Origin of the sequence: Labrenzia sp. VG12 (genome assembly GCF_002237595.1) — a bacterium.
GTDB lineage: Bacteria > Pseudomonadota > Alphaproteobacteria > Rhizobiales > Stappiaceae > Roseibium.
Genome location: NZ_CP022529.1, coordinates 4,642,229 through 4,668,819, shown reverse-complemented (window position 1 = coordinate 4,668,819; position 26,591 = coordinate 4,642,229). Strand labels below are relative to the sequence as shown.

Here is a 26,591-nt window from a genome sequence, read left to right as displayed (position 1 = left end):
AGAGTGGAGGTCCGTTGACCGGACGCGTTGAACTGCCCGTAGGCCTGATCCGGATGTCTCCAGAGCCGAGATGTCGGTCAGCAAAGGATCTTCCCGGACGAATTGGGCCTTAGTACCCAATGGCGGCGGTATATGGCAGAAAACGCAGGGAAAAGCTAGGGAATTTTGAGTTGGCACTGAAGTTGTCACCCCAAAGCCGATACGCATTGTCAAAAGCAACAGAGCTGTTAGGTTCCGGGTTCAATCTATAAAGCGGATATTCCTTATGGGGCACCATATTCACGCGATCATTTGTCCGTTGCCGATTGACAACGAGCAAGCCAAAAGACTGGACTTACCAGTCCTGATAAACGCCGGTTTTGCCATCATACCGCTCCACTACTCCCATTCCGACTATTGGGAAAACAAGCATGGTAAAGCGTACGAATCCTACTCCGATATGATGCATGACAGCGCTACGACGCAGGAATTCGCCAGGCGACTGGGCATCACAAAGTTTGCGCTCGTCGAGACAGATTATTTTGGCGGTGTGGGGGAACAGTTTGCCACTGTTTACGAAAACGGCGTCCGACGTTTCGACGTGACCGAAGGGGGCATCAACAAGGCCCTCGGCCTGATTGGCGTTGAAAAGGCACGTGGCAAAGATGAATTCGAAACCGTTGGTTTGGGCAAGTATCGCGAGTTCAGCAGCTTCTTCGAGAAGTACATGGATTAGAGAAATCGGCTCCGCCAGTTTCCTGGCGGATCAGACCTGTCGAAACAGAACGCCATTTTCGCCCGCTCCAACAGTGTCTACAGAAAGCTCGCAACTCCAGTTTTTATCTTCTTTTGTCCGCCTCTCCCCAGGCTTTCATCGCCTCGATCACCGGCAACACGGACAGCCCACGCTCCGTCAGGGCATAGTCCACACGTGGGGGAACTTCAGGAAAAACGGTGCGCGAGATCAGTCCATCGGCTTCCAGTTCCCGGAGTTGCTTGGTCAGCATCTGCTTGGTGATGTTTGGCACCGCACGCTGCAGGGCGCCAAAGCGGTTAATCCCATTGCAAATACAGAACAAGATCACCGGTTTCCACTTGCCTCCGATCTTCGAAAGACAGTGGGTGACGGGACAGCCGGCTTCCGGATCGGGCGCCAATGGTATGATTTTCATGACTATCTCCACTGAATGTGACTAGTTGCCCTTTCCGTTTTCATGGACATACTTGGGCGTCATCGTCAATCAGCGGAGATGACAATGCAGGCTCTTTCCTCCCCGCCCACGCTCTGGCAGCTTGTTCGCGCGGGATTGCTGAGTTTTCCCGTCTTGCTGGCCATAGCGTCCGGGGCCCTGATCACCCTTGCATTGTCCCGGGCAGGCTGGGATGCAACCGCCAACGAGGTCGCCCGGCTGCAGGACCCGACTTTTTCGCTGTTTTGGTCGGCACCTGCCATGCTGGCCGGTCTGGCGGTTCCGTTTCTTGTGCCTGCCGCCTGTGCCGTGAGCACTGAAATGCGACTGGCCAAGGCCACTCTCGCAGCCTTCCTGGCTTCGCTGATTGCCGTCTCACTCCTGAAAGGGTTTACGTCTCGGCTGCACCCGGAAGCCCTGATCCCGCATTCCGTCCTTGCCAGGTCACTGCAGTTCGAGTTCGGCTTTCTCAGAAACGGTGTTCTCAGCCTGATCGAAGGTTGGCCATCGGGTCACATGGCGACAAACACCGCTGTGGCAATCGTCCTCGCCAAACTCACACCCAACATCTGGATTGCCCGATTGTGCTGGGTCTGGATTGGCTGGATAGCCCTTGCCACCGTTTTCGGCATCAGCGGTGACGTTCACTGGCTTTCAGACATGCTGGCGGGTGCTCTGCTGGGTAGTGCCATCGCCTTCCAGGTCCTGCGCGGTTTCCGTTCGCTGCCACCGGCGTCACATCAGAGGTGAAACACCCGGCTCGGCTGGAACCTGCCCTTCTCTACCGAGCCGATGGCGACGGGCACATCGGCGTGACTGGCGAAGGCCACATCGGTGTTGAGCGGCGCATCGCGCCCGCGCAGCAGGACAGCCATGCCCTTGCGGATCTTGGCGGCATCGTCGAGCGAGACCGGCACTTCGACCAAGGCATCCATGGCATCGCGCACGGGAAGAATGAACTCGGAGACCAGCGCCTCGACGCCTGCTCCCTCTTCCTGCTCCTCAGCTGCGTCCACCAGGTCCTCGAATTCGACCAGGTCTTCCTCGCCAAACGGGCCGACCAGCAGACGGCGCAGTTCCGTGACATGACCACAGGTGCCGAGACGGCGACCAAGGTCACGGGCAAGGGCCCGCACATAGGTTCCCTTGCCGCATTCGGCTTCAAAAACAGCGCGGTTTTCATCCGGACACTCCACCAGGTCCAGCCGGTGCACGTCGATGGGCCGGGCTTCCAGCTCGACCTCTTCGCCGTCACGGGCAAGATCATAGGCCCGTTCCCCGGCAATCTTGATGGCGGAGAATTTCGGCGGCACCTGCATGATCGTGCCGACAAACTCGCCAAGCACATCGGAAATGGACGGGGCATCCGGACGCACATCCGAGGTCGCGATAACCTCACCTTCCGTGTCGTCGGTGTTGGTTTCCGTGCCCCAGGTCACCTCGAAGCGGTAGACCTTGCGGCCATCCATGACAAAAGGAACGGTCTTGGTCGCCTCGCCAAAAGCCACCGGCAGCAGCCCCGAGGCGCGCGGATCAAGCGTACCGGCATGCCCGACCTTTTGCGGCGAAAAGATCCGCTTGATCTTGCCGAGGGCCTCGTTGGAGGTGATGCCGTAGGGCTTGTCCAGCACCAGCCAGCCATTGATGGCGTTTTTCTTGCGTTTGACCTGTTTCTGCCGTGCCATGGGTTCGCTTTATTGTTGACTGGCATTCAGACCCTTCAGCTTGTCATCCCGGTTCGAGCACAGCGAGAGACCGGGACCCAGTAGCCCCAGCACTTGCGGTTCATCCGGTGACACAAGCCAGCGTCTGTGTTTACTGGATCCCCGCCTTCGCGGGGATGACAATCAATAGGGCGAGGCCCGAGTTGCCTCGCGGCCCCTAGTCTTCTTCGTCCGCGTCCAGGTCGCGGGCGACTTCCGGAGAATGCAGCAGGGTGCCGATGCGGTCGTCGTCGTCGAAACGGGTGTCGAGCACGAAACGCAGGTCGGGCATGTATTTCATGGTCAGGCGCCGGGACACCTGGCCACGCAGATACTTGGCGCTGCGGTTGAGTGCCTTTTCCACCTTCTCCGCGTCCTTGCCGCCGAGCGGCATCACCAGACAGGTGGCAAGACGCAGATCCGGCGTCATGCGCACTTCGGGGATGGTGATGATGACCCCATCCAGATCCGGATCGGAAAACCGGCCGCGTGTCAGAATGTCGGACAGCTCCTTGCGCACCGTTTCGCCAACCTTGAGCTGGCGCTGCGACGGACCACGGCTGTCCTGTCCGTGATGTTTTGCCATTGTTGTTGTCCTTTGACCGCCGTCATTCCGGACAAGTGCAGCGCAGGCTGCAGACAGATCCGGACCCCAGCGTATCATGCCGCGCGAACAGCGCGTCCAATTAGAAAAAGAGCGCGCTTTCGCGCGCCCTCATATCTGGTTTCCGAACCTGCATGCGGCGGTGCCGCATGCAGGTTCGAAATGACGTAAGCAGGCCGAGTTGTCAGAGCGTTCTTGCAATCTGCTCGACGCGGAAACACTCGATGATGTCGCCCGGACGCATGTCCTGGTACTTGACGAAGTTCATGCCGCATTCCTGACCGGATTCGACGGACTTGACCTCGTCCTTGAAGCGCTTGAGCGTGCCCAGTTCGCCCTCGTGGATGACCACGTCGTCGCGAATGAGGCGCACATTGGCACCGCGTTCGACAACACCTTCGGTGACCAGACAGCCTGCAACCTTGCCGACCTTGGAGATGTGGAAGATTTCCTTGATCTCCGCATTGCCGAGGAAGGTCTCGCGCCGCTCCGGCGACAGCAGGCCGGACATGGCCGACTTGATGTCGTCCACGAGGTCGTAGATCACGTTGTAGTAACGGATCTCGATACCATCGCGGCTGGCTGCTTCACGCGCCTGCTTGTTGGCACGCACGTTGAAGCCGAGGATCGGCGCATTGGAGGCCGATGCCAGGGTGATGTCGCTCTCGGTGATGCCACCGACACCCGACAGCAGGATGCGTGCGCCAACTTCCTCGTTGCCGAGTTCGTTGAGCGCGTGGGCGATGGCTTCCGCCGAGCCCTGCACGTCCGCTTTCAGAACCAGCGGGAATTCCTTCCGGCCCGTGTTCTGCGCGCTCATCATCATCTGCTCGAGCGATCCGCGTGCTGCAGAGGCAACCACGGAGGCCTTTTCGCGGATCTGACGCTGGCGGTAGTCGGTGATTTCACGGGCGCGGGCTTCGTTTTCCACGACCGCAACCAGGTCGCCTGCCGCCGGAGTGCCCTGGAAGCCCAGAACCTCGACCGGCTTGGACGGACCGGCTTCCTTCACCTGTTCGCCGTTCTCGTCGAGCATGGCGCGGACACGGCCCCATTCGGAACCGGCCACCAGGATGTCACCCGGCTTCAGCGTGCCCTTCTGCACCAGCACGGTCGCAACCGGACCCCGGCCACGGTCGAGCTGGGCCTCGATGACAACACCTTCCGCAGTGCGGTCCGGATTGGCCTGAAGCTCAAGAACCTCGGACTGCAGCAGGATCATCTCCAGCAGCTTGTCCAGGTTGGTGCCGTTCAGGGCCGAAACCTCGACATCGATGATGTCGCCGCCCATGGATTCGACGACGAGTTCCTCACTCAGGAGTTCGGTGCGGACCCGGTTCGGATCTGCGCCCGGCTTGTCGATCTTGTTGATCGCCACGATGATCGGCGCATCGGCCGCCTTGGCGTGGGCGATCGCTTCCTTGGTCTGCGGCATGACGCCATCGTCGGCAGCAACCACGAGTATCACGATATCCGTCGACTTGGCACCGCGGGCACGCATCTGCGAGAAGGCTGCGTGACCCGGCGTATCGATGAAGGTGATCTTCTGACCATCCTGATCGACCTGATAGGCGCCGATATGCTGCGTGATGCCGCCGGCTTCGCCGGTGACAACCTTGGACTTGCGGATCGAGTCGAGCAGCGAGGTCTTGCCGTGGTCGACGTGGCCCATGATGGTCACGACCGGCGGCCGCGGCTTCAGGGTGCCCTCGTCATCCTCGGTGGTGAACAGGCCTTCTTCAACGTCGGCTTCGGAAACACGCTTGACCGTGTGGCCCATCTCTTCGGCGATCAGCTCGGCCGTGTCGGCGTCGATGACGTCGTTGATCTTGAGCATCTGGCCCTGCTTCATCAGCAGTTTGATCACATCAACAGCGCGCTCGGCCATGCGGTTGGCGAGTTCCTGAATGGTGATCGCTTCCGGCAGCGTGACTTCACGGGAAATTTTCTCGCGAACCACCTGCTGCTGACCGCGCTTGGCCTTTTCCTGGCGGCGGCGCATGGAGGCAAGCGAGCGTGCCCGCTGGCCGTCATCACCACCGGTGGCAGCAGAAATCGTCAGCTTGGACCGGCGCCGGTCGTCGCCGCCACGCGGACGCGTGGTCGGGGCCGGAGCCTGTTTCGGCCGCTTGACGGCACGCAGGCCGCCCTTGTTGCGATCGTCCGCGGACGTGGCACCCTCGCGGGTTTCCGGCTTCGGACGGGCCGGAGCAGGAGCTTCCTTGCGCTTGCCCATGTTGTCGAGGCTCGGCGGGCGTCCGCCATCGGCATGCGCAGGCTTGCGAATGGCCGGTTTTCTCGTCTCCTGGCGTTGAGGCGCAGCCGCCTTGGCAGCGGGAGCGGCTTCGGCCGGAGCCTTGGCTTCCTCTGCAGCCGGGGCCGCTTTCGCGGCTTCGGCGGCTGCCTTGGCTTCTTCAGCCTCGCGCTTGGCACGCTCTTCGGCTTCCACCTTGGCGCGGGCTTCTTCTTCGGCCTGACGCTGCGCAGCTTCAGCGGCACGGCGCTTTTCTTCTTCCGCCCGGCGAACGCGGTCTTCCTCGTCGCGGACCTTGGCCATCTGGAGAGCTGCTGCGCGGGCAGCCGCTTCTTCCTTGGTCAGGGTGCGAAGCACGTTGCCATTGCCCTTCTGGCGCTGGCCGGACGCGGAGCGGCGTGCCTGCTTTGCGGCCTGCGGATCAGGCTGGTGCGGTTTGCGCGGAGCTTCAGCCGGCCGTTCCAGACGCTGGGTCGTCGGTGCGGGAGCTTCCGGTTTCGGCTCCTGTCCCGGGATCACGACACGGCGCTTTTTCTTTTCCACGACGACGGCCTTTGACCGGCCATGCGAAAACGACTGCCGAACAGTTCCCTGATCGCCACCGCCCCGCTTGAGGCCAAGCGTCTTGCCACGCTCAACGCTGATTGTCTTGTCGCCTGGATTCTTCGTATCGCTCATATTGCCTTCAGTCCTGCGCAGCCACCTTTTCAGACGCTGCCTTTGTCGCCGTGTGCCACGGAATAACCGCGAAAACGCTCCAGGTCACGCACCCGTGACAAAAAGTTTTCGCTGGCCTGCCCCGCAAGCAGTGCAGCATGTATCACATTTGACCGGCCCAATGCCAAATCCAATTGGTCCGAATCGAACAAACGGACGATTTGGCATCCGTTTGCCAGTTCCTCAGTGCCGGCAACAACAGCTGCCAGCTTCCTTACCCCGTCCTCTGCAGCGTCCGAGGCATGGATCAGCCCGGTGACGGTGTCCCGCCGCAGAGCCGCTTCAACCTTCGCGTGACCGGTGACCAGTTCGCCGGCCTTTCGCGTCATGGAGAGCGCCTGAAGCGCAGACCGTTCCATGAGCGCATCGACCCGCTCTGCCAGTCCAGGTTCGACACGGGCTTCTGTCTTGAACCCCCTACCGAATACCTTCTTCCGGTCTTTTTCGGCCACGGCCACGACATCTTTCGCAGCCGTCACCCAAACACCGCGCCCCGGAAGCACCCGCTTCAGATCCGGAACCACCTGACCTTCCGGGTCAAGCACAAACCGGATCAGCGAACTGACGGGTTGAACCTCCCTCGTCACGGCGCATTGCCGTTCGGTCGGCTCGTTCTTCCTCGGCACGCTGCCACTCCTTCGGACCAACCGGCCGGCCTGCTTTGTGCAGGACGGCTGCGGTACTGGCCTAACGCACTTGCCGGAGCTCCTTCTTCCGCAAGAGCGGAAGATGGTGCCCGCAGGCCTGCACGTCTTGACTTATCCGTTCAAGATCGCACCAGCCGGCGCTTCTTCCTCGGCAACTTCCACGACCTCGACGTCGTCCTCGTCACCTTCCAGCTCGGCCGCCTGAGCGGCAAGTTCTTCTTCCGTGATCCAGCCAGCCGCCAGACGGGCCGCCATCACGACATTTTCCGCCTCTGCGCGGGACATGTCGAAATCCGACAGCGCCCCTTCAAAGCGTTTGGTCTCGCCGTCCTTGCGCTCCGTCCAGCCGACAAGATCGTCCGCTGCACAGCCCGCCAGGTCTTCCATCGACTTTATGTCGTCCTTGCCGAGAGCCACAAGCATAGCCGTGGTCAGCCCGTCAATCGAGCGAAGATCGTCGGAGACGCCAAGTTCGATGCGCTCCTCGTCGAGTTTCGCTTCCAGTTCGCTCAGGTAGTCGCGGGCACGGGCCTGGATCTCGACAGCGGTGTCGTCGTCGAAGCCCTCGATCATCGAGATTTCCTCGATCTCGACATAGGCGACTTCCTCAACCGAGGTGAAGCCTTCGGTCGCCAGCAGCTGACCAACCATCTCGTCGACGTTGAGCGCTTCCATGAACAACTGCGAACGGTCCAGGAATTCCTTCTGACGACGTTCGGATTCTTCCTGCTCGGTCATGATGTCGATGGCCCAGCCGGTCAGCTGAGACGCCAGACGCACGTTCTGGCCACGGCGGCCGATTGCAAGCGACAGCTGGTCGTCCGGAACGACGACTTCAATACGCTCGGCATCCTCGTCGAGAACGACCTTGGCAACCTCGGCCGGCTGCAACGCGTTGACGATGAAGGTCGCGGCTTCGTCGTTCCACGGAATGATGTCGATCTTCTCGCCCTGCAGCTCGCCGACAACAGCCTGGACGCGGCTGCCGCGCATACCGACACAGGCACCAACCGGATCGATGGAGCTGTCCTTGGAAATCACGGCAATCTTTGCACGGGAGCCCGGGTCGCGGGCTACAGATTTGATCTCGATGACACCGTCATAGATTTCCGGAACTTCCTGGGCAAAGAGCTTGGCCATGAACTGCGGATGGGTGCGCGACAGAAAGATCTGCGGACCGCGCTGTTCGCGGCGCACGTCATAGATGAAGGCACGGATGCGGTCACCGGTGCGGAAGATTTCGCGCGGGATCAGCTCGTCCCGGCGCACGATGCCTTCGCCGCGGCCGAGATCGACAATGACATTGCCGTATTCGGCGCGCTTGACGACACCGTTGATGACTTCGCCGACGCGATCCTTGAATTCTTCGTACTGGCGGTCACGCTCGGCTTCGCGCACCTTCTGCACGATGACCTGCTTGGCAGACTGGGCTGCAATACGGCCAAAATCGAGCGGCGGCAGCGGTTCTGCGATGAAGTCGCCGAGACCGGCTTCCGGGTTGCGCGCCTGCGCGTCGGTCAGGGAAATCTCCGTGGAGATGTTTTCCACGTGTTCGACAACCTGTAACAGGCGCTGCAGCCGGATCTCGCCGGTTTTCGGATTGATCTCGGCCCGGACTTCCGTTTCCGTACCATAGCGGGAGCGGGCCGCTTTCTGGATCGCGTCTTCCATCGCGTTGATGACGATCATCCGGTCGATCGATTTCTCGCGTGCGACCGCGTCAGCGATTTGCAGCAGTTCCAGCCGGTTCGCGCTGATTGCCATATTCCACTCCTCTTGCGCCAAGGGTCACGTCAGTCGTTCGTGGCGCGTTTCTTCCTTTGCCGCCGAGCACAGAGCTCAGTTGGGCTTGTTGTCCTGCAGCAGCTCATCCTCGCTTTCGCGCACGGCTAGAGCCGCCTTTTCCGCCTGAAGAGCTGCGGTAATCAAATCGTCCGTCAAGACCAGCCTGGCTTCGCCAATATCGTTAAGAGGCAGGTCGACGGTGTCGTCTTCACCTTCCTTGACGTCCGGCAGGCGCAGTTTCGCCGTGCCGTCTTCCGCGCCAAGCAAGGTACCCCGGAACCGCTTGCGGCCATCCTGCATGACGGTCATCTCGACCTTCAGCTCGTGGCCTGCCCAACGGTTGAAGTCGCCGGCGCGCACCAGCGGTCGGTCAATCCCGGGAGAGGAAACTTCCAGATGATACGCCCGGTTGATCGGATCCTCAACGTCAAGCGCCGGAGAGACCGCCCGCGAAATCGTTTCACAGTCCTCGACGGTCATGGTGCCATCGGGACGTTCTGCCATGATCTGCAGCGTGCAGCCGTTTGCCGCGCTGATCTTCGTACGCACAAGCCGGTAGCCGAGGTCCTCGATGACCGGCTCCACAATCGCGGCAACACGGGCGTCAAGGCCCTGTTCCGTCACAATTCTCGGTTCGTGTGCGCTCACACTTGGCTCCTGGTTCAGCCGTTGCCGGCTTTGAGCATCAGATGTGCCTGATCAACGATTTACATAGGGCAATCCTGCTCGAGGTTGTTTGTTTCCGGCCATGCCCTAAACAAAAAAGAGCGGGTCCCCGGCGGGCCCACTCTCAACTGCTTGGCAAGCCGTATGAGGTGAAACACCGGCTGTATAACGCCAAAGCGGTCAAAAACGCAAGAGCCCGTGCCGAAATCCCGAAAAAGAAATGAGTCCGCGCCGGGAAAGGATCGGCAACTGCCACCAGGTCGAAGGGCTCAGACCCGCCTGAAGGTCAGGTAGCGGCCGATGCGCCCCTCCCGGATTGCCTTGGCTTCATATCGTGTTCCGGGCCACCCCTCCCAGGGCGTCTTCCAGTCCGAAGCGGTTTCCGCCATCCACTCGAACGCGGCATGCGCACGGCAATGGCGCAGTGTCCAGTCGATATAGGTGTCGATGTCACTGGCAAACCGGAATTCACACCCCGGTCTGATCGCCCGGGCGTAGCGGTCCAGGTTCTGCTCGTTGATGAACCGCCGCTTCCAGTGACGTTTCTTGGGCCAGGGGTCCGGATAGAGCTGATAGGCGAGATCGAGGCCTGCCTCGGGCAGCCAGTCGAGCACGTTGACCGCATCATCGTCGTAGAGGCGCACATTCGTGAGCTCTTCCTCGACGACGGCGGTCACCGCCTTGGCCATGCTGCCGACAAAAGGCTCGATGCCGATGAACCCGACCTTGGGAGAGGACCTTGCCCGGTGCAGCAGATGCTCGCCGCCACCAAAGCCGACTTCCAGGCAAACGGTCTCGACCTCGGCCTCGAACAGGTCTTTGAGATCCGCCGGCGCGGGAACAGTCAGGTCCAGGCCGAGACGCGGCAATTCTGTTTCCATCAGCGCTTCGCGGCGCGGGCTGAGCGGCTTGCCCTTGCGGCGGCCGAAAAAGGAACCTTCGTAACGGTCAGTCATCTAGAGCATTTCCACTCAATCTAGGTTCATTTGACCGGTGCGGTTGCGTTTGCTGACGAGGCGGGTTGCGCGCGGTGGTGTGGTTCCACCACAAGCGCAAGCCAACGTGGTCAGCGGACGCAAAAGCCCGGCCCTCCGGGTGACGCAAAGCAGACCATCGGCAGCGTTACGCCGCTTGACCGATGTACCGCATCGCACTTCGCGACGCGCCTCGCCGAGTGAACTGCTTTTCGACATCAAATGATCCTAGATTGAGCGGACATGCTCTAGCTACTTCAAAACAAAAGATCGCCGGCGCTGAGCCGGCGATCTGACTTTTTTACGGGAACAGCGTTCTGAAGCCGAGCTTATCCCGCAAGCGGGCGCAGCTCGTCAACCAGGTCGATCTTTTCCCAGGTGAAACCACCGTCGGCGTCCGGCTCACGGCCGAAGTGGCCATAGGCAGCGGTACGCTCGTAGATCGGATTGTTGAGCTTCAGGTGCTCGCGGATGCCGCGCGGGCTCAGGCCCATGACGTCGCGCAGCGCTGATTCCAGCTTGGCTTCGTCGCAGCGGCCCGTGCCGTGCAGGTCGACATAAACCGACAGCGGGTCGGAAACGCCGATCGCGTAACTGAGCTGGATCGTACAGCGGTCGGCAAGATCCGCAGCAACGACGTTTTTCGCGAGATAGCGTGCAGCATAGGCTGCAGAGCGGTCCACCTTGGTCGGGTCCTTGCCGGAGAAGGCACCGCCGCCATGGGGCGCAGCACCGCCATAGGTGTCGACGATGATCTTGCGGCCGGTCAGGCCGGCATCGCCGTCCGGACCACCGATGACAAAGGCGCCGGTTGGGTTGACGTGCCACACGGTCTCGTCGGTGATCCAGCCGTCCGGCAGCGCATCGGTGATGTAGGGCGCGACGATCTTGCGAACGTCTTCGGAGGTCAGGGCCGGATCGAGGTGCTGGGTCGACAGCACGATCGATGTGGCCGCGACCGGCTTGCCGTCTTCATAGCGGACGGTAACCTGGCTCTTTGCGTCGGGGCCGAGCACCGGCTCCTTGCCGGATTTGCGGGCTTCGGCGAGCAGGCGCAGAATCTTGTGAGAATAGAGAATCGGAGCCGGCATCAGCTCTTCGGTTTCGCGGCAGGCATAGCCGAACATGATGCCCTGGTCGCCGGCACCTTCATCCTTGTTGCCGCCGGCATCCACGCCCTGTGCGATGTGCGCGGACTGGGCATGCAGGTGAACCGCGATGTCGCAGTTCTCCCAATGGAACCCGTCCTGCTCATAACCGATGTCCTTGATGGCCATGCGGGCAAGATGGGCGAGATATTCATTTGTGATATTGGCCGGGCCGCGGGTTTCGCCGGCAATGACGATGCGGTTGGTGGTTGCCAGCGTTTCACAGGCAACACGCGCTTCCGGCATCTCGCGAAGATAAGCATCAACCACAGCGTCGGAGATGCGGTCGCAAACTTTATCCGGGTGCCCTTCGGAAACGGACTCGGATGTGAACAGGTAATTCTGACGTGCCATTGGCGATCGTCCTTCTGGGAATGAATATGACAGAAGCGGCGAATGTCATCGCCGCTTCTGGTGCATCAATCTTAGAAGTTATCCGCCACGTCAAGCTTGGCGCGCCATTTTTATCACTCGTCTCCGGCCAGGGAACGCACAAGGTCGACGATACGGCGACGGACCTTTGGGTCTTCAATGCGCACAAACGCCTTGTTCAGGGACAGGCCTTCAGAGGACGAGAGGAAGTCGACGACGTAGGACGTCGGCTGGGTTTCGCCAAATCCTTCTGCTTCTTCAGGGGTTCCCGGCGCATCTTCGAAGAAGAAGGAGACCGGCACCTTGAGGATCGTCGCGATGTGCTGCAGCCGGCTGGCACCGATGCGATTGGTGCCTTTTTCGTATTTCTGGATCTGCTGGAAGGTGATGCCCAGGGCTTCGCCGAGCTTTTCCTGACTCATGCCGAGCATCATGCGCCGCAACCGCACGCGGCTGCCGACGTGAATGTCAATTGGATTCGGTGACTTTTTACTGGGCATCTGCGTCGCTCTTTCTTTTTGTGGCGGCGAAAGTCCGCTCGTTTTTGTTAGTACAAGCTCCCCTGAAATCCCCCACAGGCTCAGGAAATCGAAGTGTGCCCGCAACCCTTCACTTGTACACGTGATAACCTTCAATCGGCTATTTCACGGTTGTATCACACTTCCTTCACTCAACTCAAATAAAAAAACTCAATTTTTGCGCGAATCGCGGTTGTATTGCCTAATACTGGCAAATACTACAAGGATTATCGAAACAATCAGCACAGGCAGATCGCCTGTAATGCTGTAGAGAGTATTGCCTATCCTCTGCGGAAGCCGACCGTCGATCAGTCCCGTTTCAAAAACACCAAGGCGCGCAACAACGGAGCCTCGGCCGTCAATAATCGCGGAAATGCCGGTGTTTGCGGCCCTGATCAACGGCAATCCCGTCTCGATGGCCCTGAGGCGGGCCTGACTGAAATGCTGATAGGGACCCGGCGTTTGCCCAAACCAGGCATCATTTGTCACGTTCAGAAGAAAGGACGGCTGACCTGCGGCATCACCAGGCAGGCCCGGAAAAATTGCCTCGTAGCAGATCATGGGTAGAAAACTAAAACTTTCAGAGACGCTCAGCACACGCGGCTGATAACCGGCCTCAAACCCTTCCAGAGGACCCGCCAGGTTTGTAATGCCAAGCGTTTCCAGCAATGGTTTAAAAGGAACGTATTCACCGAAGGGAACCAGACGAACCTTGTCGTAGATCCCCTGCACCGTGCCGTCACTGCCCAGAACATAGACACTGTTGTAATAGGACGTCCCAACCGCCCCGGGCTCGCTGCGCACGGCTCCGGTGACGAGTTCTGAAGAACTGCCAAGCGCCTTGCCGATGCGAAACAAGGCGCCCGGCTCCTGCGTCAGCAGGAAGGGCACCGCCGATTCCGGCCAGACGATCAGTCGCTTCTGGCCGACACGCGCCGCTCCGCCCAGGGGAGCCTCCGACATGTCCAGCAAGGTCTGAAAAATCTCATCTCTCAGGTCAGGCCGCCACTTGTCCTCCTGGGCGATGGCCGGCTGTACGATCCGTATATCGAGGTCGGTTGCCGGCGGGGCGGGCTGCCAAAGCCGCACCATGCCAAAGACCGCCATCGCGCACAGAACGAAGACAGCGCTGCCGACCGCCTTCAAACGCTGGCCCAACGGCCTGACATCCGCGAGAAGGGCAGGGGTGGAGGCAAGTGCGACGGCCAGAAAGCTGAGGCCATAAAGACCGACAAGACTGGCGGTTTGAGACAAAACCTCGAACCGTGCGATCCCATATCCGAAGCTGTTCCAGGGAAACCCTGTCAACACGTGACCACGCACCCAGTCCGCCAACGTCAGGCAGGCTGCGAGAAGCAGGACCCGTCGAAACCGGTCCGACCAGAACAGGGCAGCCAGCGCCACCCCCAGGCCCGTGAAAAGGGCAAGGCCCAGCGGCATGGCCAGAACGGCGAGCGGCATCAGCCAGGCAAACCGATCGGCTTCGACAAGGAAAGCCGCGCCAATCCACCACAGGCCGGCCAGAAAATAGCCGACGCCGAACATCCAGCCGATCGCAAATCCGCGACGCAGCTTTTCACGCCAGGTGGAGCCGGGTTCGAGAGCACCGTCCAGCAGCCAGACGAGACCGGGAAAACTCAACAGCAGAACAAAAGATGCTTCCAGGGGCGGTAGCGACAGGGCGGTCAGCGCCCCGCAGAGCACACACAGGACCCGTCGCTGCCAGCCCCAAGCCAACAGGAAAGTGTTTGGCAGGACCGACAGGCGGTGTGACAACCAGTGCATGTGTGATCTTTCCCGTTCCGGATCTTTCGCGGACAGGAGGTTTGTCGGCTCAAACAGGCACGGTCAAGGCCAAAAATGGTTCGCGCCCCGCACAGACGCCGCTACTCAGCCATTTCCGCCAGATGCTGCGACCTTGGCTGAGGGCACTTCCGGGTCTTGCTTTGCATCGCCCTGCGCCGCCGGCTCCGGCCGTTTTGTCCGCCGGCGCAGTTCCTGTGGCCGCACTTCAGTGCGACGGCGCCGGATCTTGAGACGCTTGATGCGCCTCGGGTCTGCATCCAGGACTTCAAACTCGAAACCAGGAACCTCTTCCGGGACGAACAGCAACTCGCCGCGCACCGGCACACGACCGACCGTGACATAAAGCAGACCGCCCAACGTATCGACGTCTTCCGAAATCTCACCACCTGTCAGGCGCGTCCCGAGCACCGTGTCGAGATCTTCCAATGGCAGACGCGGATCGGCGATCCAGACCCCTTCCCCGTCCGCGACGAGCATGGCTTCCTCGTCTTCGTCGTGTTCGTCTTCAATGTCGCCGACGACTTCCTCGACAAGGTCTTCCAGAGATACCAGTCCGTCCGTGCCGCCATATTCATCGATGACAAGCGCCATCTGGATCCGATCGGCCTTCATCTTGGTCATCAGATCGGTTGCCGGCATCGATGGGGGCACGAACAGGAGGTTTCTGACCAGATCGGTCTCCTCCAGCGTCACCGACAGGTCAACACAGGACAGATCCAGATCCGGCTGGTTGTGGCCGTTGCGGGCCGCGCCGTTGTGAGAGCCTGGTTGCAATTCGGTTGCATCGGCCGCGTTTTCCACAGCAGTTGCAGGCCGGCGGGACGCACCCCTTTCGGCGATGAAGGCCATCAAGTCCTTGATGTGAACCATGCCACGCGGGTCGTCCAGAGTTTCCTCATAGACCGGCATGCGGGAATGGCCGCTTTTTTGAAAGAGCTCCATCACCCGGCTGAGACTGGTGTCCAGATCGACCGCGTCAATGTCAGCCCGCGGGATCATGACGTCATCCACCCTGAGTTCACGAAGTCTCAGAATGTTGCCAAGCAACATGCGCTCTTCGGGAGAAAACGCGGCATCGCCGCCTTCGCGGGCGAGTTCGTCCTCGAGATTTTCACGCAGGCTCGACGATTGTCGCCCCAAGCGCAGCACACGTTTGAGCTGGTTCAGAAACGCCGCAGATCGCTGCGGCTTCGTCTGTTGCGGGTCTTCCCCGTCCTGGGATTGTCCGGGTTCAGCGGCTTTTTCGCCACTTGCCGGACTTTGCGGTTCAACTGCGCTCATCATCCATCAATCAAGAACGTCTCGTTCAATCATGCCACTTAATGCTCGTCCGCCACAAGGGGCCGGTCCGCATAAGGGTCTTCTATGCCTATAGAGGCCAATATGGCTTTCTCAAGGCTTTCCATCAGTTCTGCTTCATCATTTTCCTGATGATCATAGTCGAAAAGATGAAGCAATCCATGAACAATCAAATGGGAAAGGTGATCGGAGAAATCAATTCCCATATCCTCTGCTTCGCGGACAACGGTTTCATAGGCAAACACGATGTCCCCCAGAAGCGGGCCGTATACGTCGCCGTCCGGATCGGATCCGGGAAAGGAGAGAACGTTCGTCGGCTTGTCCTTCTCGCGCCACTGTGCATTCAGCTTCCGGATGGCGGTGTCGTCTGTAAAAAGCAGCGAAACCTCGGTGTTCTCCATCACTTCCAGGTCGGCAATGCCAAAGGCTGCAGAGATGGCACGCTCCGAAAGCACCATCAAGACGGCCTCGTCCCAGTTTCCGGCTTCGATAGAGAGATCGATCTGGAAGCCGTCGGGCAGGATGTCAGGCATGGTCCACGGCCCCTGCTACGACACTGCTCTTTCACGGCCACGAGGTGTCGTCTCCTCGAGATCCGTGTTGCGCTGGCGCTCGTTGAACCGCCGCTCCCGGGCGACAGCCTCTTCACGCGAGGCATTGTCATAGGCGGTGACGATCCGGCCGACCAGTTCGTGACGGACAACGTCCGTTTCCGTGAAACGGATGTGAGACACGTCCTGAATGTCGGTCAGCAGGCCAAGCGCTTCCCGCAGACCGGATTTCTGGCCGGACGGCAGGTCGATCTGGCTCGGATCGCCGGTGACGATCATCTTCGATCCCTCGCCAAGGCGGGTCAGGAACATCTTCATCTGCATGGAGGTTGTGTTCTGTGCTTCATCAAGCAGAACGACCGCATTTGATAGCGTCCGACCGCGCATGAAGGCGAGCGGCGCGACCTCGATCATGCCGGACTGCAGGCCACGATCGACCTTCTCCGCCGGCATCATCTCGTAAAGCGCGTCATAGATCGGCCGCAGATACGGATCGACCTTGTCCTTCATCTCACCCGGCAGAAAGCCGAGGCGCTCACCGGCTTCCACTGCCGGCCGCGACAGGATCAGCCGCGCAACGTCTCCACGTTCCAGAAGCGCTGCGGCATAGGCCACGGCCAGGAAGGTCTTGCCGGTCCCGGCAGGACCGGTGCCGAAAATGAGATCCGCGCGGTCCATGGCCCGGATATAGGCGTCCTGGGTCGGTGTGCGCGCAACTATCGTCTTGCGGCGCGTTGCGATCTGGGCGAAGGCCAGCCGGGACTTCGGCTCGAGCGTCGGCAATGGCAACTGGGCCTCGGCGGCGGCGGCCATACGCAGGGCGCCGTCCACGTCGCCCGGGTGAATCTCATGACCTTGCAGAAGACGCTGATAAAGACCTTCCAGCGCGGTCCGCGCCTGGGCGCAGCCGGCCTGGGACCCTTTCAGCGTGACCTGGTTGCCGCGGGCGATGGCATCGACCCCCAGGCGCTGCTCGATCAGCGCCAGGTTCTGATCGAACTGACCGAACAGGTCACCAATCAGCCGGTTGTCTTCAAAGGCAAGGACGATATGGGTCATGTCGGTGGCCGAATTGGCCGCAGGAGATTGATCCGAAGGCTTGCGGGAAGAAGATTGGCTGTCGCGCGTCAAATGACGTCTCCTGTACTCAACCGGCCTGGCTTTCGAGAGCCGCCGCGGCTCCGGCCGTGTCAGTAGTATCTTGCCCCGCATTCAGCCGTCCGAACAGCGAATTGGACCCGATGTCAACGATTTCCACCGCTTGTATGGTGCCGATCAGGCTTTCCGGAGCGTCCAGCTGGACGGGCTGCAACCAGGGCGATTTACCGACCAGCTGACCCGGATTGCGACCTGTCTTTTCCAGAAGGACATCACAGACCATGCCAAGCCGCGACGCGTTGAACGCTTTCTGCTGCGCGCTGACAAGCGCCTGCAGCTCCGCAAGACGGGCGGATTTCACGTCTTCTGGCACCTGGTCCTCCATGGTCGCGCCGGGAGTGCCCGGACGTTGACTGTACTTGAAGGAGAAGGCGGAGCCGTATTCCACGCGGCGGATCAGATCCATCGTGTCTTCGAAATCCTGGTCCGTTTCGCCCGGGAAACCGACAATGAAATCGCCGGAGAGGGCGAGGTCCGGGGCAGCGGCGCGAATGCGGTCGAGCAGACGGAAGTAATCGTCACGGGTATGACGACGATTCATGGCCTTCAGGATCTTGTCCGATCCCGACTGCACCGGCAGGTGCAGATAGGGCATCAGGCTTTTCAGCTCCGCATGGGCGGCGATGAGATCATCATCCATGTCGCGCGGATGGCTTGTGGTGTAGCGCAGCCGGTCCAGGCCGTCGATGTCTGCCAGACGGCGCAGCAACCGGCCAAGTCCCCAGGTCGACCCATCCGCAGCCTCGCCGTGATAGGCGTTGACATTCTGACCAAGCAGCGTGACTTCGCGCACGCCTGCCGCCGCCATGCGTTCGGCTTCTTCGACGATCTGCTGAACAGAGCGGGACACTTCCGCACCGCGCGTATAGGGGACGACGCAGAAGGTGCAGAACTTGTCGCAGCCTTCCTGAACCGTCAGAAATGCAGAAGGGGCACGTTTCAAAGCCGGCTTTTCAACCCGTTCCGACAGGTGGTCGAATTTGGCGTCGATGTCGAACTCGGTCTCGACGACCTTCTTGCCCTGGCGCGCCTTTTCCAGCAACGACGGCAGCTGGTGATAGCTTTGCGGGCCGACGACCATGTCGACGATCGGCGCCCGGCGGGATATTTCCTCGCCCTCGGCCTGGGCCACGCAGCCGGCCACGCCCACCATCATGTCCTTGCCTGATTTCGCCCGCTCTTCCTTCACCTTGCGGATCCGGCCAAGCTCCGAATAGACCTTTTCGGCGGCCTTTTCACGAATGTGACAGGTGTTCAGGATGACAAGGTCCGCGTCTTCCAGGTCCTCGGTGGTCTCGAACCCTTCCGGCGCCAGAACATCGGTCATGCGCTCGCTGTCGTAAACATTCATCTGGCAGCCATAGGTGCGCACGAACACCTTGCGCTGGTTGCCCTTGGCACCTGGCGTCTCGTCAGATGGGGTCACGGCAATTTGGTCTTCCGGGCGGCTTGTCATTCGCTCCTCATGGCCGTTGTCATCGGCCGGCATGTCTTGGGTCATGGTGCCTGGGTCGGAAACCGTCTGCCCGACGCGCCTTGTCACCCGCTCTTCCGTTCGAACGGGAGGCACCTGAAAAAATCAGGCGCCAGCTTTAGCGGTTTTTTCCGCGTTTGAGAAGAAGCCGAAGGGTTCAAGATCGCTGATTTCTTGGCTTTCGACGGGCTTTTGCATCAGCGAGGCCACCGTCATCGCCCGGACATCAGCTTCCAGCTGCCGGGTCAGGGCCTTCCGGTCGGTGCCGCCATCGACCAGAACCGGCTCGCCCCAACGTACCACAACGTCCAGAGCGCCCCTTGAAAAGATGCCCCAGAGATGGCCAGCAAGCTCCATGTCGCCATACCAGGCAACGTGAGGCCGGTGGGCACGGCCCATGGGCAGGCCATAAAAGCCCTGATAGGCAACAGACAGCGGCTGAACCCAGACGTCACCTGTGTCGCCATCGCCCACGGCGCGGGTGGCTGCGCCCAGAAGCGCCGATCGAAAGGGCAAAACGCAATTGCCGTCGTTGGAGGTGCCTTCGGCAAACAGCACCATGGCGTCGCCCTCCGCCATCCGTCCGGCGATGGCATCGGCAACCTGCGCGGTTTCCGAGCGCCGGGTCCGGTTGACGAAGACGGTGCGCTGAAGCTTGGCGAAGAGACCGAAAATGGGCCAGCCCGAGACTTCGGACTTGGCAATGAAACTGAGCGGCATCAGGGTACCGATCACAGTGATGTCCACCCAGGACGCGTGGTTGGCGGTGATCAGCAGCGGCCGGTCGCTTGCGGGCGCGCCGATCTGGCTGATCTTGATACCGACAAGCCGGGTGGCGATCCGGTGCCAGAGGTGCGGCAGATGCTTGCGCATCGGCCATTTGAATTTCACCGCCAGCCATTGCAGCGGGATCAGAACCAGCGAGACAAGTGTCAGGACAAAGATGATCAGTCCGGCCTTGATCTCAGCCATTGCCGTCTTCGTCCTTTGCATCTTCCAGGGGAACGCCATAAAGCTCCAGCCGGTGGTCGACCAGCTTGTAGCCGAGCTTGCGCGCAATGAATTCCTGCAGGGCTTCGATGTCCTCGTTGCGGAATTCGATCACCTGACCCGAGCGGAGGTCGATCAGATGGTCATGATGCTCGTCGGGCACGGTTTCGTAGCGCGAGCGGCCGTCCCGGAAATCGTGACGTTCGATCATGCCGGCATCTTCGAACAGCTTCACCGTGCGATAGACGGTGGAGATGGAAATGCCCGGGTCGATCGCCACGGAACGGCGGTAGAGCTCTTCCACATCCGGGTGCTCCTCGGATGCGTCCTCGATGACCGAGGCGATGACGCGGCGCTGTTCGGTCATGCGCATGCCCTTGGCAATGCACATATCCGCAAGCGTCGATAGTTTGTCTTCCGCCATCTGGATGCCGTCCGTTTCCCGTGTGTCCTTCTCCGGCTATGCGCTTAGCGAAGATCGACCCGCATGACAAGCGCCGTGCCGTCTCCTCCACTGTCGCCATAATAGCCCTTGCGCTGCCCGACTTCCTTGAAACCAAGACCACGATAGAGCAGCAAGGCCGACTCGTTGGCCGCATCAACCTCGAGAAACACGGACTTGCATCTTTCGCCATAAAGCCGGAACAGACCGGCCTCCATCAGCTGCTTGCCGATCCCGCGGCCACGCTGACGCGGATGAACGGCAATGGTGATGACTTCAGCTTCATCCGCCGCCGTTCTCAGGACGAGGAAACCAAGCGGTGCACGTGTGCCATAGGGGCTCGCCCGCCGGGCAACCAGGATGGTGGTTCCCGACTGCGCTTTCATGCGGGCGAATTCCTCAATATTCCAGTTGTGCTTGAACGAAGCGTCGTGGATTTCGGCAATCTTCGGCAGATCCTCGTCCAGCGCCTCTTCAATGACCGGCGGCTGGGTCCAGAACCACCAAAAACTCATTGCCGTTCAATCCTTCCCTTGCGCTGCGGCGTTGCATCCGGCGGCCGTAGATAGAGCGGCGACGGCGACGAAACCACCGGATCGGCGGTCAGCCCGAGTTCTGCCACATCCCGGATGCCGGGAAAACCGCTCGTCGACAGAATTCTGTCAGCCGGCAGGCCCAGCACGTCCGCCAGCTTTTCAGCTGCCGATCCGGCCAATCTTATGTCTTCGGGCAAGGAGGCTGCAAGATCGGACAGGGTGCGGACACCGGCTTCGCTCAATGGCCAGCCACCGTCGTCAAACTGCTGGCAATAGACCTCGTCGCCCTTGCCTGTCAGCGCCACCAGCACGGACCCCCGACCATCCTCGCGCGCTGCCGCCCGGGCGATTGCCGCCAACGTGGTGATGCCCACCACCGGCTTGCCAAGCACAAGGCCGAAACCGCGCGCGACCGACAACCCGACCCGGAGCCCGGTGAAACTGCCCGGCCCGACCGTGACCACGACCCGGTCGAGATCGGAAAACGCGGTTGACGTTTCCGCCATGACTTCGCCGATCATGTCCATCAGCCGCTCGGCGTGACCGCGGCCGATTTCCTCGCCGAAGGCACCGAAACAGGCGGTCTCCGCGCCGTTGTCGAGGACAGCGGCGGCACAATTGGCAAGGGCGGTATCGATGGCAAGAACGCGCATTCGGTCTCGGCTCAAACGGTTTTTCTCCCCTTTGCCAGTACCTTGCCGGACGTCATGAGTCGAGCGGGGCTTTGGACCTAAGCCCAAAGGCGGGCTTGCCTTCCACAGGGAATGAGAGTCGGAAATATTAATGGTTCTGTCTCGGCCGGAGATCCCTCCCGGGCTCTCAACAGTCATCCCGCCCGGGCGAAACGCTTGCCCGGACCTGAGTGCCCAACTGCGGCCGTTTCTTCCTGTTTTTCTTGGTCCGGCCCCGCTTCCCCGCTCCCGGATCTTCGCTGCGTTGTATTCAGGATGGCAACTTGACGGGGCCGGAAAACACAAGAGCCCGGCCAGTTGGCCGGGCTCCTAAACCTCGTTCACGGCGAGTTGCCTCAGATCGGGCGGACTTCCTCGACTTCCGGGACAAAATGGCGCAGCAGGTTCTGGATGCCGTGCTGGAGCGTTGCCGTCGAGGACGGGCAGCCTGCACAGGCGCCGCGCATGGACAGATAGACCACGCCTTCCTTGAAGCCCTTGAAGGTGATGTCGCCACCATCCTGGGCAACGGCCGGTCGCACGCGGGTTTCAAGAAGTTCCTTGATCGTGTCGACGGTCTGCTGATCGCCTTCCTCGAAGAACTCGCCTTCTTCGGTGTCTTCCGCGCCACCTGATGTCATCACCGGCTGACCGGACATGAACTGTTCCATGATCACGCCGAGAATGGCCGGTTTCATGTGCTGCCAGTCGGTGTCGTCCTTGGTGACCGTGACAAAGTCATGCCCAAAGAAGACGGCGGCGACACCCGGCACGTCGAACAGCTTTTCGGCGAGCGGCGAGACGCCGGCATCCGCCTTGGAGCGGAAATCATAAGTGCCTTCCGGCAGGACGACCCGTCCGGGCAGGAATTTCAGCGTGGCCGGGTTCGGCGTGGCTTCGGTTTGAATGAACATTGCTCTTGTCCTTGCGCTTTTCTCGCGCCCAGTTGTCCGCAGTGCCTTGCGCCTCTCCATTAATCGCAAAACACCGATGAGTCCTTCTAGACCATCTTACCGCAGTTTGGAACCTTTAAAAACTAGATAGGTACATATCCTGACCGATCAAGCACGAAAAGATGCGATCCGGAGGAAGACGCCCGCACCCGGGTCATTGGCCGGGGCTATGCAAGGGCAGAAATGGAATCATCATCCAGATTGCCCGGCACGATCGTGACCGGTATCGGAAAGGTATCTGCCGACTTCCCGGCAATCGAGGAGACAAGCGGTCCCGGTCCTTCCGAACCGGTGCTGGCTGCCAGGATCATGATGGCAATGTCCGCATCGGTCTCGATCAGATCCATGATTTCTTCCGACTTGGACCCCTCGCGCACAACGGTTTCCGGTTCGGTCCGGGCAACGGACCGCACCCGTTCCGCAGCCTTGGCCAGCGCGGCCTCGGCCTCTTCCTGGGCTTCGGCACGCATGATGTCCTCAACCCCCAGCCAGTGCTGGAAATCGCCCGGCGCAATGATGAAGACAAGTGTCACCACCCCCCCGGTGCGCGCCGCGCGCTTGGCGGCATAAACGATCGCGCGGTCGCATTCGGGCGTTTCGTCGACCACAACCAGAAACTTCCGGCGGTGGCCTTCCTCGTTGCTTTTTCTGATGGCTACCATGCGCGCATGCTGCCACCGGTCCGGGCACATCGCAAGCGGTGATATCACCGCTTGCACGTCTTGCTGACAGGGTCCTTGCCCCTTGTGCCTCTACAGGATGAACTTCGACAGATCGACATTCTTGGCAAGGTCGCCGATATTCTCCTTGACGAAGTCGGCGGTGATCTCGACCTCTTCCCCCGACCGGTCAGGTGCGGTGAAGGAGATTTCGTCGAGGATCCGCTCCATCACGGTCTGAAGACGGCGCGCCCCGATGTTCTCCACGGACGCATTGAGATCCACCGCCACGGAGGCGATTTCCTCAATGGCATCTTCGCTGAAGGACAGCGTGACGTTTTCGGTCTCCATCAGGGCCACATATTGCTTGATCAGGCTGGCTTCCGGTTCGGTCAGGATCGCCCGGAAGTCTTCCTTGTTGAGCGCCCGCAGTTCCACCCGGATCGGCAGACGACCCTGAAGTTCGGGCAAAAGATCTGACGGCTTGGCGACATGGAACGCGCCGGAGGCAATGAAGAGGATATGGTCGGTCTTGACCGGTCCGTGCTTGGTGGACACCACCGTGCCCTCGATCAGGGGCAGAAGGTCGCGCTGCACACCTTCGCGGGACACATCGGCCCCGGCCCGGCCTTCGCGGGCGCAGATCTTGTCGATCTCGTCCAGGAAGACGATGCCGGAATTTTCCACCAGTGAAATGGCCTCTTCGACCACCTTGTCCTCGTCAAGCAGCTTGTCCGATTCCTCGTTGACCAGGAGATCGTGGCTGTCGCGGACTGTTGTGCGCTTGGTCTTGGTCTGACCGCCAAAGGCCTTGCCGAGCAGGTCGGACATGTTCATGACGCCGACGCTGGCGCCGGGCATGCCGGGCAGCTCGAAGCTCGGCATCTGGGCCTGGGCCCGCACCTCGACCTCGATTTCCTTGTCGTCCATCTCGCCGTTGCGCAGCTTTGCGCGGAAACTGTCGCGGGTGGCCGGGCTGGCATTCTTGCCAACCAGCGCATCAAGCACGCGCTCTTCGGCCAACACATGCGCCTTGGCCTTCACCTCTTCCCGCTTCTGGTCGCGCACCAGGGTGATGCCCGCTTCCACCAGGTCGCGGACAATCTGTTCCACGTCGCGGCCGACATAGCCGACCTCGGTGAACTTGGTTGCCTCCACCTTGGTAAAGGGCGCGTTGGCCAGCCTGGCCAGACGCCGGGAAATCTCGGTCTTGCCGACACCGGTCGGACCGATCATTAGGATGTTTTTCGGCAGCACCTCTTCGCGCATCTGCCCCTGAAGCTGCTGGCGGCGCCAGCGATTGCGCAGCGCGATGGCAACCGCGCGCTTGGCATCCTTCTGGCCGACAATGTAGCGGTCGAGTTCTGAGACGATCTCACGCGGAGAAAAATCGGACATTTTTTAAGACACGCCTTCCGTCACTTTGTGTTCCATCAGCAGGCTGTCGCCCGTGCGGCCCAGGAGATCTTCCATCTCCCTGAAGCCGGCCTTTCTGTAGGCCTTCACGGCGCGCAGGTTTGCCGGATCCGGATCGATCAGGATCCTCTTGTGGCCATCCTGCTGCAATTTGCGGACAAATGCCTGCAATACCTTCGTTCCAAGTCCCCTGGAGAGGTTTCCGCCGTCGGCAATCGACAGGTCAACTCCAACCGCGTCCAGCGGCAGCAGAACCACCCAGGGATATTCAGCGACGACGTCGGGGCCTTGCTGGTCCTTCACGAACCAGACCTGAATATAGCCCGCCGCGCGGCCGTCAATTTCAAAGATGAAGGGCTGCGTCGTGTCGCGCCCTTCAATCATGTCTCGGATGTAGCCAAGCTCCTTAGCCGGGTTTCCCCACCACTCACGCCAGTGCGGGCGTGCCATCCAATCCGCCAGAAGCGACAGATCTTCAGCTGAAACGGGGCGAAACGACACCATGGAGGATTACTCGGCCGTGTCCAGGGATTCCACTGTCACACTGGCATTGGTGTAGACACAGATTTCCGCGGCAACCGCCATGGCCTTGCGGGCAATGGTTTCCGCGTCAAAATCCGTATCGGCCAGAGCCCGTCCCGCGGCCAGCGCATAGTTTCCGCCCGACCCGATGCCCATGACGCCGCCCTCCGGTTCAAGCACGTCTCCGGTGCCGGTCAGGACCAGGGAGACATTCTTGTCGGCGACCAGCATCATCGCTTCCAGCCTGCGCAGGTACCGGTCCGTGCGCCAGTCCTTGGCCAGCTCCACGCAGGCGCGCATCAGCTGACCCGGATACTGTTCCAGCTTGGCCTCTAGGCGTTCGAACAGGGTGAAGGCATCCGCGGTTGCCCCGGCAAAACCGGCAATCACCTCGCCCTTTGCCAACAGGCGCACCTTGCGCGCGGAGTGTTTGATCACCGTCTGGCCCAGGGACACCTGGCCGTCGCCGGCGATCACCACCTTGCCGCCCTTGCGCACCATCATGATCGTCGTCCCGTGCCACTGGGCCGGTTCGCGCCTCTCGCTCATGCAGTCCTCACAACAGTTTTCTTTGCTGCCGCCCTATGTAAGCGGCAATCACGGCTTTTCCAAGCGGTCAAAAGAGGGATCACCGATCAGCCCGAGCCAACTGGCCGACTATCCGTTCGTCATCTCGATGCGCGTTGCCCGCATCAGCGCATCGACCAGCTTGTCCAGCTGACCGGCCACGCGTTCCTCGGTCAGGTCACCCTTGTCGTCAAATGCCCCACTGGCGCGCGGCACGGAAACCATCTGCGGCAGGACCATCGCCCCCAGCCCGACCTCCAGGATCGTGCGCATGCCGATCAGGCCGCGCATGCCACCGAACCCGCCCGGAGACGCCGCGCCAAGTGCAAACACCTTGTTCCGGTAGGGCTCCCCGGGCTCCTTGACCCGGCTGATCCAGTCGAGCGTGTTTTTCAGGAGCGGGGTAATGCCGGCGTTGTATTCCGGGCAGGTAAGGAAAATGCCATCCTGCGCCTGGAAGTGCTTGTGGAGCTTGCGCGCATTTTCCGGCACGCCTTCAACCTCTTCCAGGTCACCATCATAGATCGGCAAGGGATAGTCCTTCAGCGACAGATGAGTGACCTCGGCGTCGAGGATCGCAAGCTTTTTCGCGGCCAGCGCGGCGAGTTTTGCATTCAAAGAAGCACTCCGGCTCGAACCGGAACAGACAAGAATTTTCGGTGTACGCATGGATAGTCTCTAACCAGGGATTCGTGCGAAGAAACCTAGTGCAGACAGCACGTGCAGAAAAGGTGTCGCACACCAATGGTATCAGAACGCAAAAGGCCGGGCAGAAACCCATCATGAAACGACTTGCAGCTGCCCTTCTTTTCCTGACCAGCGTCGGCACGGCCTGGGCTCAACAGGTCTACAGCCCGCGAGAACTGCGGCAGGTCGCCGAAATGGCGGTTCTGGCGACCCATTGCGGCATGCCGGATGCCAGGCGGACTATGGACCGGTATGCAAAGCTACGACCGCGTCGTTGCAAGCATGACCGCGGAGCTCGCATCC

Annotated in this window: 27 protein-coding genes; 2 read left to right on the top strand and 25 right to left on the bottom strand. The window is 60.7% G+C overall.

The genetic code is table 11. The features are described 5' to 3' along the window. Positions 1-265 precede the first annotated feature (265 nt). Complete coding sequence (locus tag CHH27_RS21625) at positions 266-715, top strand: hypothetical protein (RefSeq protein ID WP_157739033.1); 450 nt, start codon at positions 266-268, stop codon at positions 713-715. Between the two features lie 103 nt (positions 716-818). On the opposite strand, the gene CHH27_RS21620 is transcribed toward CHH27_RS21625, so the two are convergent. Further along, entirely contained in the window at positions 819-1,151 is a 333-nt protein-coding gene (locus CHH27_RS21620) for a helix-turn-helix domain-containing protein (protein WP_094073429.1), read from the bottom strand. A gap of 84 nt (positions 1,152-1,235) precedes the next feature. On the opposite strand from CHH27_RS21620, the gene CHH27_RS21615 reads away from it, so the two are divergent. Continuing rightward, the gene (locus CHH27_RS21615) at positions 1,236-1,919 is read left to right on the top strand and encodes a phosphatase PAP2 family protein (protein WP_157739032.1); all 684 of its coding nucleotides are present in this window, start codon (positions 1,236-1,238) and stop codon (positions 1,917-1,919) included. Here the strand turns inward: CHH27_RS21615 and truB are convergent. The 24 genes from truB to CHH27_RS21495 form a co-directional block, all read right to left on the bottom strand. Further along, on the bottom strand, positions 1,910-2,854 hold the full coding sequence (gene truB / locus CHH27_RS21610) for a tRNA pseudouridine(55) synthase TruB (protein ID WP_094073427.1): 945 nt from the start codon (positions 2,852-2,854) through the stop codon (positions 1,910-1,912). The two genes, CHH27_RS21615 and truB, sit on opposite strands and share 10 nt — an antisense overlap. A 196-nt stretch (positions 2,855-3,050) precedes the next feature. Further along, positions 3,051-3,458: a 30S ribosome-binding factor RbfA gene (gene rbfA, locus CHH27_RS21605; RefSeq protein ID WP_094074925.1), complete on the bottom strand. Its 408-nt coding sequence runs from the start codon at positions 3,456-3,458 to the stop codon at positions 3,051-3,053. Positions 3,459-3,660: 202 nt separating this feature from the next. Then, on the bottom strand, positions 3,661-6,408 hold the full coding sequence (infB, locus tag CHH27_RS21600; protein ID WP_247646143.1) for a translation initiation factor IF-2: 2,748 nt from the start codon (positions 6,406-6,408) through the stop codon (positions 3,661-3,663). Positions 6,409-6,437: 29 nt separating this feature from the next. Then, complete coding sequence (locus CHH27_RS21595) at positions 6,438-7,073, bottom strand: RNA-binding protein (RefSeq protein WP_094073425.1); 636 nt, start codon at positions 7,071-7,073, stop codon at positions 6,438-6,440. Between the two features lie 132 nt (positions 7,074-7,205). Beyond that, the gene (gene nusA / locus CHH27_RS21590) at positions 7,206-8,858 is read right to left on the bottom strand and encodes a transcription termination factor NusA (RefSeq protein ID WP_094073424.1); all 1,653 of its coding nucleotides are present in this window, start codon (positions 8,856-8,858) and stop codon (positions 7,206-7,208) included. A gap of 75 nt (positions 8,859-8,933) precedes the next feature. Beyond that, the gene (rimP, locus tag CHH27_RS21585) at positions 8,934-9,527 is read right to left on the bottom strand and encodes a ribosome maturation factor RimP (protein WP_094073423.1); all 594 of its coding nucleotides are present in this window, start codon (positions 9,525-9,527) and stop codon (positions 8,934-8,936) included. Between the two features lie 287 nt (positions 9,528-9,814). Continuing rightward, entirely contained in the window at positions 9,815-10,501 is a 687-nt protein-coding gene (locus CHH27_RS21580) for a tRNA (guanosine(46)-N(7))-methyltransferase TrmB (protein WP_094073422.1), read from the bottom strand. A 347-nt stretch (positions 10,502-10,848) separates the two neighbouring features. After that, positions 10,849-12,021, bottom strand: a complete 1,173-nt coding sequence (gene metK, locus CHH27_RS21575; protein ID WP_094073421.1) for a methionine adenosyltransferase — start codon at positions 12,019-12,021, stop codon at positions 10,849-10,851. 113 nt (positions 12,022-12,134) lie between these two features. Then, positions 12,135-12,539 carry a helix-turn-helix domain-containing protein gene (locus CHH27_RS21570; RefSeq protein ID WP_094073420.1) on the bottom strand — a complete coding sequence of 135 codons (405 nt, stop codon included), beginning with the start codon at positions 12,537-12,539 and terminating at the stop codon, positions 12,135-12,137. A 189-nt stretch (positions 12,540-12,728) separates the two neighbouring features. After that, complete coding sequence (gene lnt, locus CHH27_RS21565) at positions 12,729-14,342, bottom strand: apolipoprotein N-acyltransferase (RefSeq protein ID WP_208988320.1); 1,614 nt, start codon at positions 14,340-14,342, stop codon at positions 12,729-12,731. Between the two features lie 105 nt (positions 14,343-14,447). Continuing rightward, positions 14,448-15,647 (bottom strand): CBS domain-containing protein, encoded by a 1,200-nt coding sequence (locus CHH27_RS21560; RefSeq protein WP_094073419.1) that lies wholly within the window; start codon positions 15,645-15,647, stop codon positions 14,448-14,450. Between the two features lie 35 nt (positions 15,648-15,682). Beyond that, entirely contained in the window at positions 15,683-16,195 is a 513-nt protein-coding gene (ybeY, locus tag CHH27_RS21555; protein WP_094073418.1) for an rRNA maturation RNase YbeY, read from the bottom strand. A gap of 15 nt (positions 16,196-16,210) precedes the next feature. Continuing rightward, on the bottom strand, positions 16,211-17,272 hold the full coding sequence (locus CHH27_RS21550; RefSeq protein ID WP_094074923.1) for a PhoH family protein: 1,062 nt from the start codon (positions 17,270-17,272) through the stop codon (positions 16,211-16,213). Positions 17,273-17,360: 88 nt separating this feature from the next. Beyond that, positions 17,361-18,827: a tRNA (N6-isopentenyl adenosine(37)-C2)-methylthiotransferase MiaB gene (gene miaB / locus CHH27_RS21545; RefSeq protein ID WP_094074922.1), complete on the bottom strand. Its 1,467-nt coding sequence runs from the start codon at positions 18,825-18,827 to the stop codon at positions 17,361-17,363. A 123-nt stretch (positions 18,828-18,950) separates the two neighbouring features. Then, positions 18,951-19,817, bottom strand: a complete 867-nt coding sequence (locus tag CHH27_RS21540; protein ID WP_094073417.1) for a 1-acyl-sn-glycerol-3-phosphate acyltransferase — start codon at positions 19,815-19,817, stop codon at positions 18,951-18,953. Beyond that, a complete protein-coding gene (locus CHH27_RS21535; protein WP_094073416.1) occupies positions 19,810-20,259 on the bottom strand; it encodes a Fur family transcriptional regulator in 450 nt (149 codons plus the stop codon). Before CHH27_RS21535 ends, CHH27_RS21540 begins: the two co-directional genes overlap by 8 nt. A gap of 44 nt (positions 20,260-20,303) precedes the next feature. Next, the gene (gene rimI, locus CHH27_RS21530) at positions 20,304-20,792 is read right to left on the bottom strand and encodes a ribosomal protein S18-alanine N-acetyltransferase (protein WP_094073415.1); all 489 of its coding nucleotides are present in this window, start codon (positions 20,790-20,792) and stop codon (positions 20,304-20,306) included. Further along, positions 20,789-21,466 carry a tRNA (adenosine(37)-N6)-threonylcarbamoyltransferase complex dimerization subunit type 1 TsaB gene (gene tsaB, locus CHH27_RS21525; protein ID WP_094073414.1) on the bottom strand — a complete coding sequence of 226 codons (678 nt, stop codon included), beginning with the start codon at positions 21,464-21,466 and terminating at the stop codon, positions 20,789-20,791. Before tsaB ends, rimI begins: the two co-directional genes overlap by 4 nt. A 374-nt stretch (positions 21,467-21,840) precedes the next feature. Next, a complete protein-coding gene (locus tag CHH27_RS21520; RefSeq protein WP_094073413.1) occupies positions 21,841-22,398 on the bottom strand; it encodes a NifU family protein in 558 nt (185 codons plus the stop codon). A gap of 206 nt (positions 22,399-22,604) precedes the next feature. Beyond that, the gene (locus CHH27_RS21515; RefSeq protein WP_094073412.1) at positions 22,605-23,099 is read right to left on the bottom strand and encodes a universal stress protein; all 495 of its coding nucleotides are present in this window, start codon (positions 23,097-23,099) and stop codon (positions 22,605-22,607) included. Positions 23,100-23,189: 90 nt separating this feature from the next. Continuing rightward, on the bottom strand, positions 23,190-24,494 hold the full coding sequence (gene hslU, locus CHH27_RS21510; protein WP_094073411.1) for an ATP-dependent protease ATPase subunit HslU: 1,305 nt from the start codon (positions 24,492-24,494) through the stop codon (positions 23,190-23,192). Between the two features lie 3 nt (positions 24,495-24,497). Beyond that, positions 24,498-25,016: a GNAT family N-acetyltransferase gene (locus CHH27_RS21505; protein WP_094073410.1), complete on the bottom strand. Its 519-nt coding sequence runs from the start codon at positions 25,014-25,016 to the stop codon at positions 24,498-24,500. Between the two features lie 6 nt (positions 25,017-25,022). Beyond that, positions 25,023-25,583 (bottom strand): ATP-dependent protease subunit HslV, encoded by a 561-nt coding sequence (gene hslV, locus CHH27_RS21500; RefSeq protein ID WP_094073409.1) that lies wholly within the window; start codon positions 25,581-25,583, stop codon positions 25,023-25,025. Positions 25,584-25,691: 108 nt separating this feature from the next. Continuing rightward, positions 25,692-26,270 (bottom strand): NADPH-dependent FMN reductase, encoded by a 579-nt coding sequence (locus CHH27_RS21495; RefSeq protein ID WP_094073408.1) that lies wholly within the window; start codon positions 26,268-26,270, stop codon positions 25,692-25,694. Positions 26,271-26,591: the final 321 nt, after the last annotated feature.

Bases quoted from the DNA above. Each gene is read 5' to 3' on its own strand.
- CHH27_RS21625 (WP_157739033.1), top strand. From the start codon at position 266: ATGGGGCACCATATTCACGCGATCATTTGTCCGTTGCCGATTGACAAC.
- CHH27_RS21620 (WP_094073429.1), bottom strand. From the start codon at position 1,151: ATGAAAATCATACCATTGGCGCCCGATCCGGAAGCCGGCTGTCCCGTC.
- CHH27_RS21615 (WP_157739032.1), top strand. From the start codon at position 1,236: ATGCAGGCTCTTTCCTCCCCGCCCACGCTCTGGCAGCTTGTTCGCGCG.
- truB (WP_094073427.1), bottom strand. From the start codon at position 2,854: ATGGCACGGCAGAAACAGGTCAAACGCAAGAAAAACGCCATCAATGGC.
- rbfA (WP_094074925.1), bottom strand. From the start codon at position 3,458: ATGGCAAAACATCACGGACAGGACAGCCGTGGTCCGTCGCAGCGCCAG.
- infB (WP_247646143.1), bottom strand. From the start codon at position 6,408: ATGAGCGATACGAAGAATCCAGGCGACAAGACAATCAGCGTTGAGCGT.
- nusA (WP_094073424.1), bottom strand. From the start codon at position 8,858: ATGGCAATCAGCGCGAACCGGCTGGAACTGCTGCAAATCGCTGACGCG.
- CHH27_RS21580 (WP_094073422.1), bottom strand. From the start codon at position 10,501: ATGACTGACCGTTACGAAGGTTCCTTTTTCGGCCGCCGCAAGGGCAAG.
- metK (WP_094073421.1), bottom strand. From the start codon at position 12,021: ATGGCACGTCAGAATTACCTGTTCACATCCGAGTCCGTTTCCGAAGGG.
- CHH27_RS21570 (WP_094073420.1), bottom strand. From the start codon at position 12,539: ATGCCCAGTAAAAAGTCACCGAATCCAATTGACATTCACGTCGGCAGC.
- lnt (WP_208988320.1), bottom strand. From the start codon at position 14,342: ATGCACTGGTTGTCACACCGCCTGTCGGTCCTGCCAAACACTTTCCTG.
- CHH27_RS21560 (WP_094073419.1), bottom strand. From the start codon at position 15,647: ATGATGAGCGCAGTTGAACCGCAAAGTCCGGCAAGTGGCGAAAAAGCC.
- ybeY (WP_094073418.1), bottom strand. From the start codon at position 16,195: ATGCCTGACATCCTGCCCGACGGCTTCCAGATCGATCTCTCTATCGAA.
- CHH27_RS21550 (WP_094074923.1), bottom strand. From the start codon at position 17,272: ATGACCCATATCGTCCTTGCCTTTGAAGACAACCGGCTGATTGGTGAC.
- miaB (WP_094074922.1), bottom strand. From the start codon at position 18,827: ATGACAAGCCGCCCGGAAGACCAAATTGCCGTGACCCCATCTGACGAG.
- CHH27_RS21540 (WP_094073417.1), bottom strand. From the start codon at position 19,817: ATGGCTGAGATCAAGGCCGGACTGATCATCTTTGTCCTGACACTTGTC.
- CHH27_RS21535 (WP_094073416.1), bottom strand. From the start codon at position 20,259: ATGGCGGAAGACAAACTATCGACGCTTGCGGATATGTGCATTGCCAAG.
- rimI (WP_094073415.1), bottom strand. From the start codon at position 20,792: ATGAGTTTTTGGTGGTTCTGGACCCAGCCGCCGGTCATTGAAGAGGCG.
- tsaB (WP_094073414.1), bottom strand. From the start codon at position 21,466: ATGCGCGTTCTTGCCATCGATACCGCCCTTGCCAATTGTGCCGCCGCT.
- CHH27_RS21520 (WP_094073413.1), bottom strand. From the start codon at position 22,398: ATGTTCATTCAAACCGAAGCCACGCCGAACCCGGCCACGCTGAAATTC.
- CHH27_RS21515 (WP_094073412.1), bottom strand. From the start codon at position 23,099: ATGGTAGCCATCAGAAAAAGCAACGAGGAAGGCCACCGCCGGAAGTTT.
- hslU (WP_094073411.1), bottom strand. From the start codon at position 24,494: ATGTCCGATTTTTCTCCGCGTGAGATCGTCTCAGAACTCGACCGCTAC.
- CHH27_RS21505 (WP_094073410.1), bottom strand. From the start codon at position 25,016: ATGGTGTCGTTTCGCCCCGTTTCAGCTGAAGATCTGTCGCTTCTGGCG.
- hslV (WP_094073409.1), bottom strand. From the start codon at position 25,583: ATGAGCGAGAGGCGCGAACCGGCCCAGTGGCACGGGACGACGATCATG.
- CHH27_RS21495 (WP_094073408.1), bottom strand. From the start codon at position 26,270: ATGCGTACACCGAAAATTCTTGTCTGTTCCGGTTCGAGCCGGAGTGCT.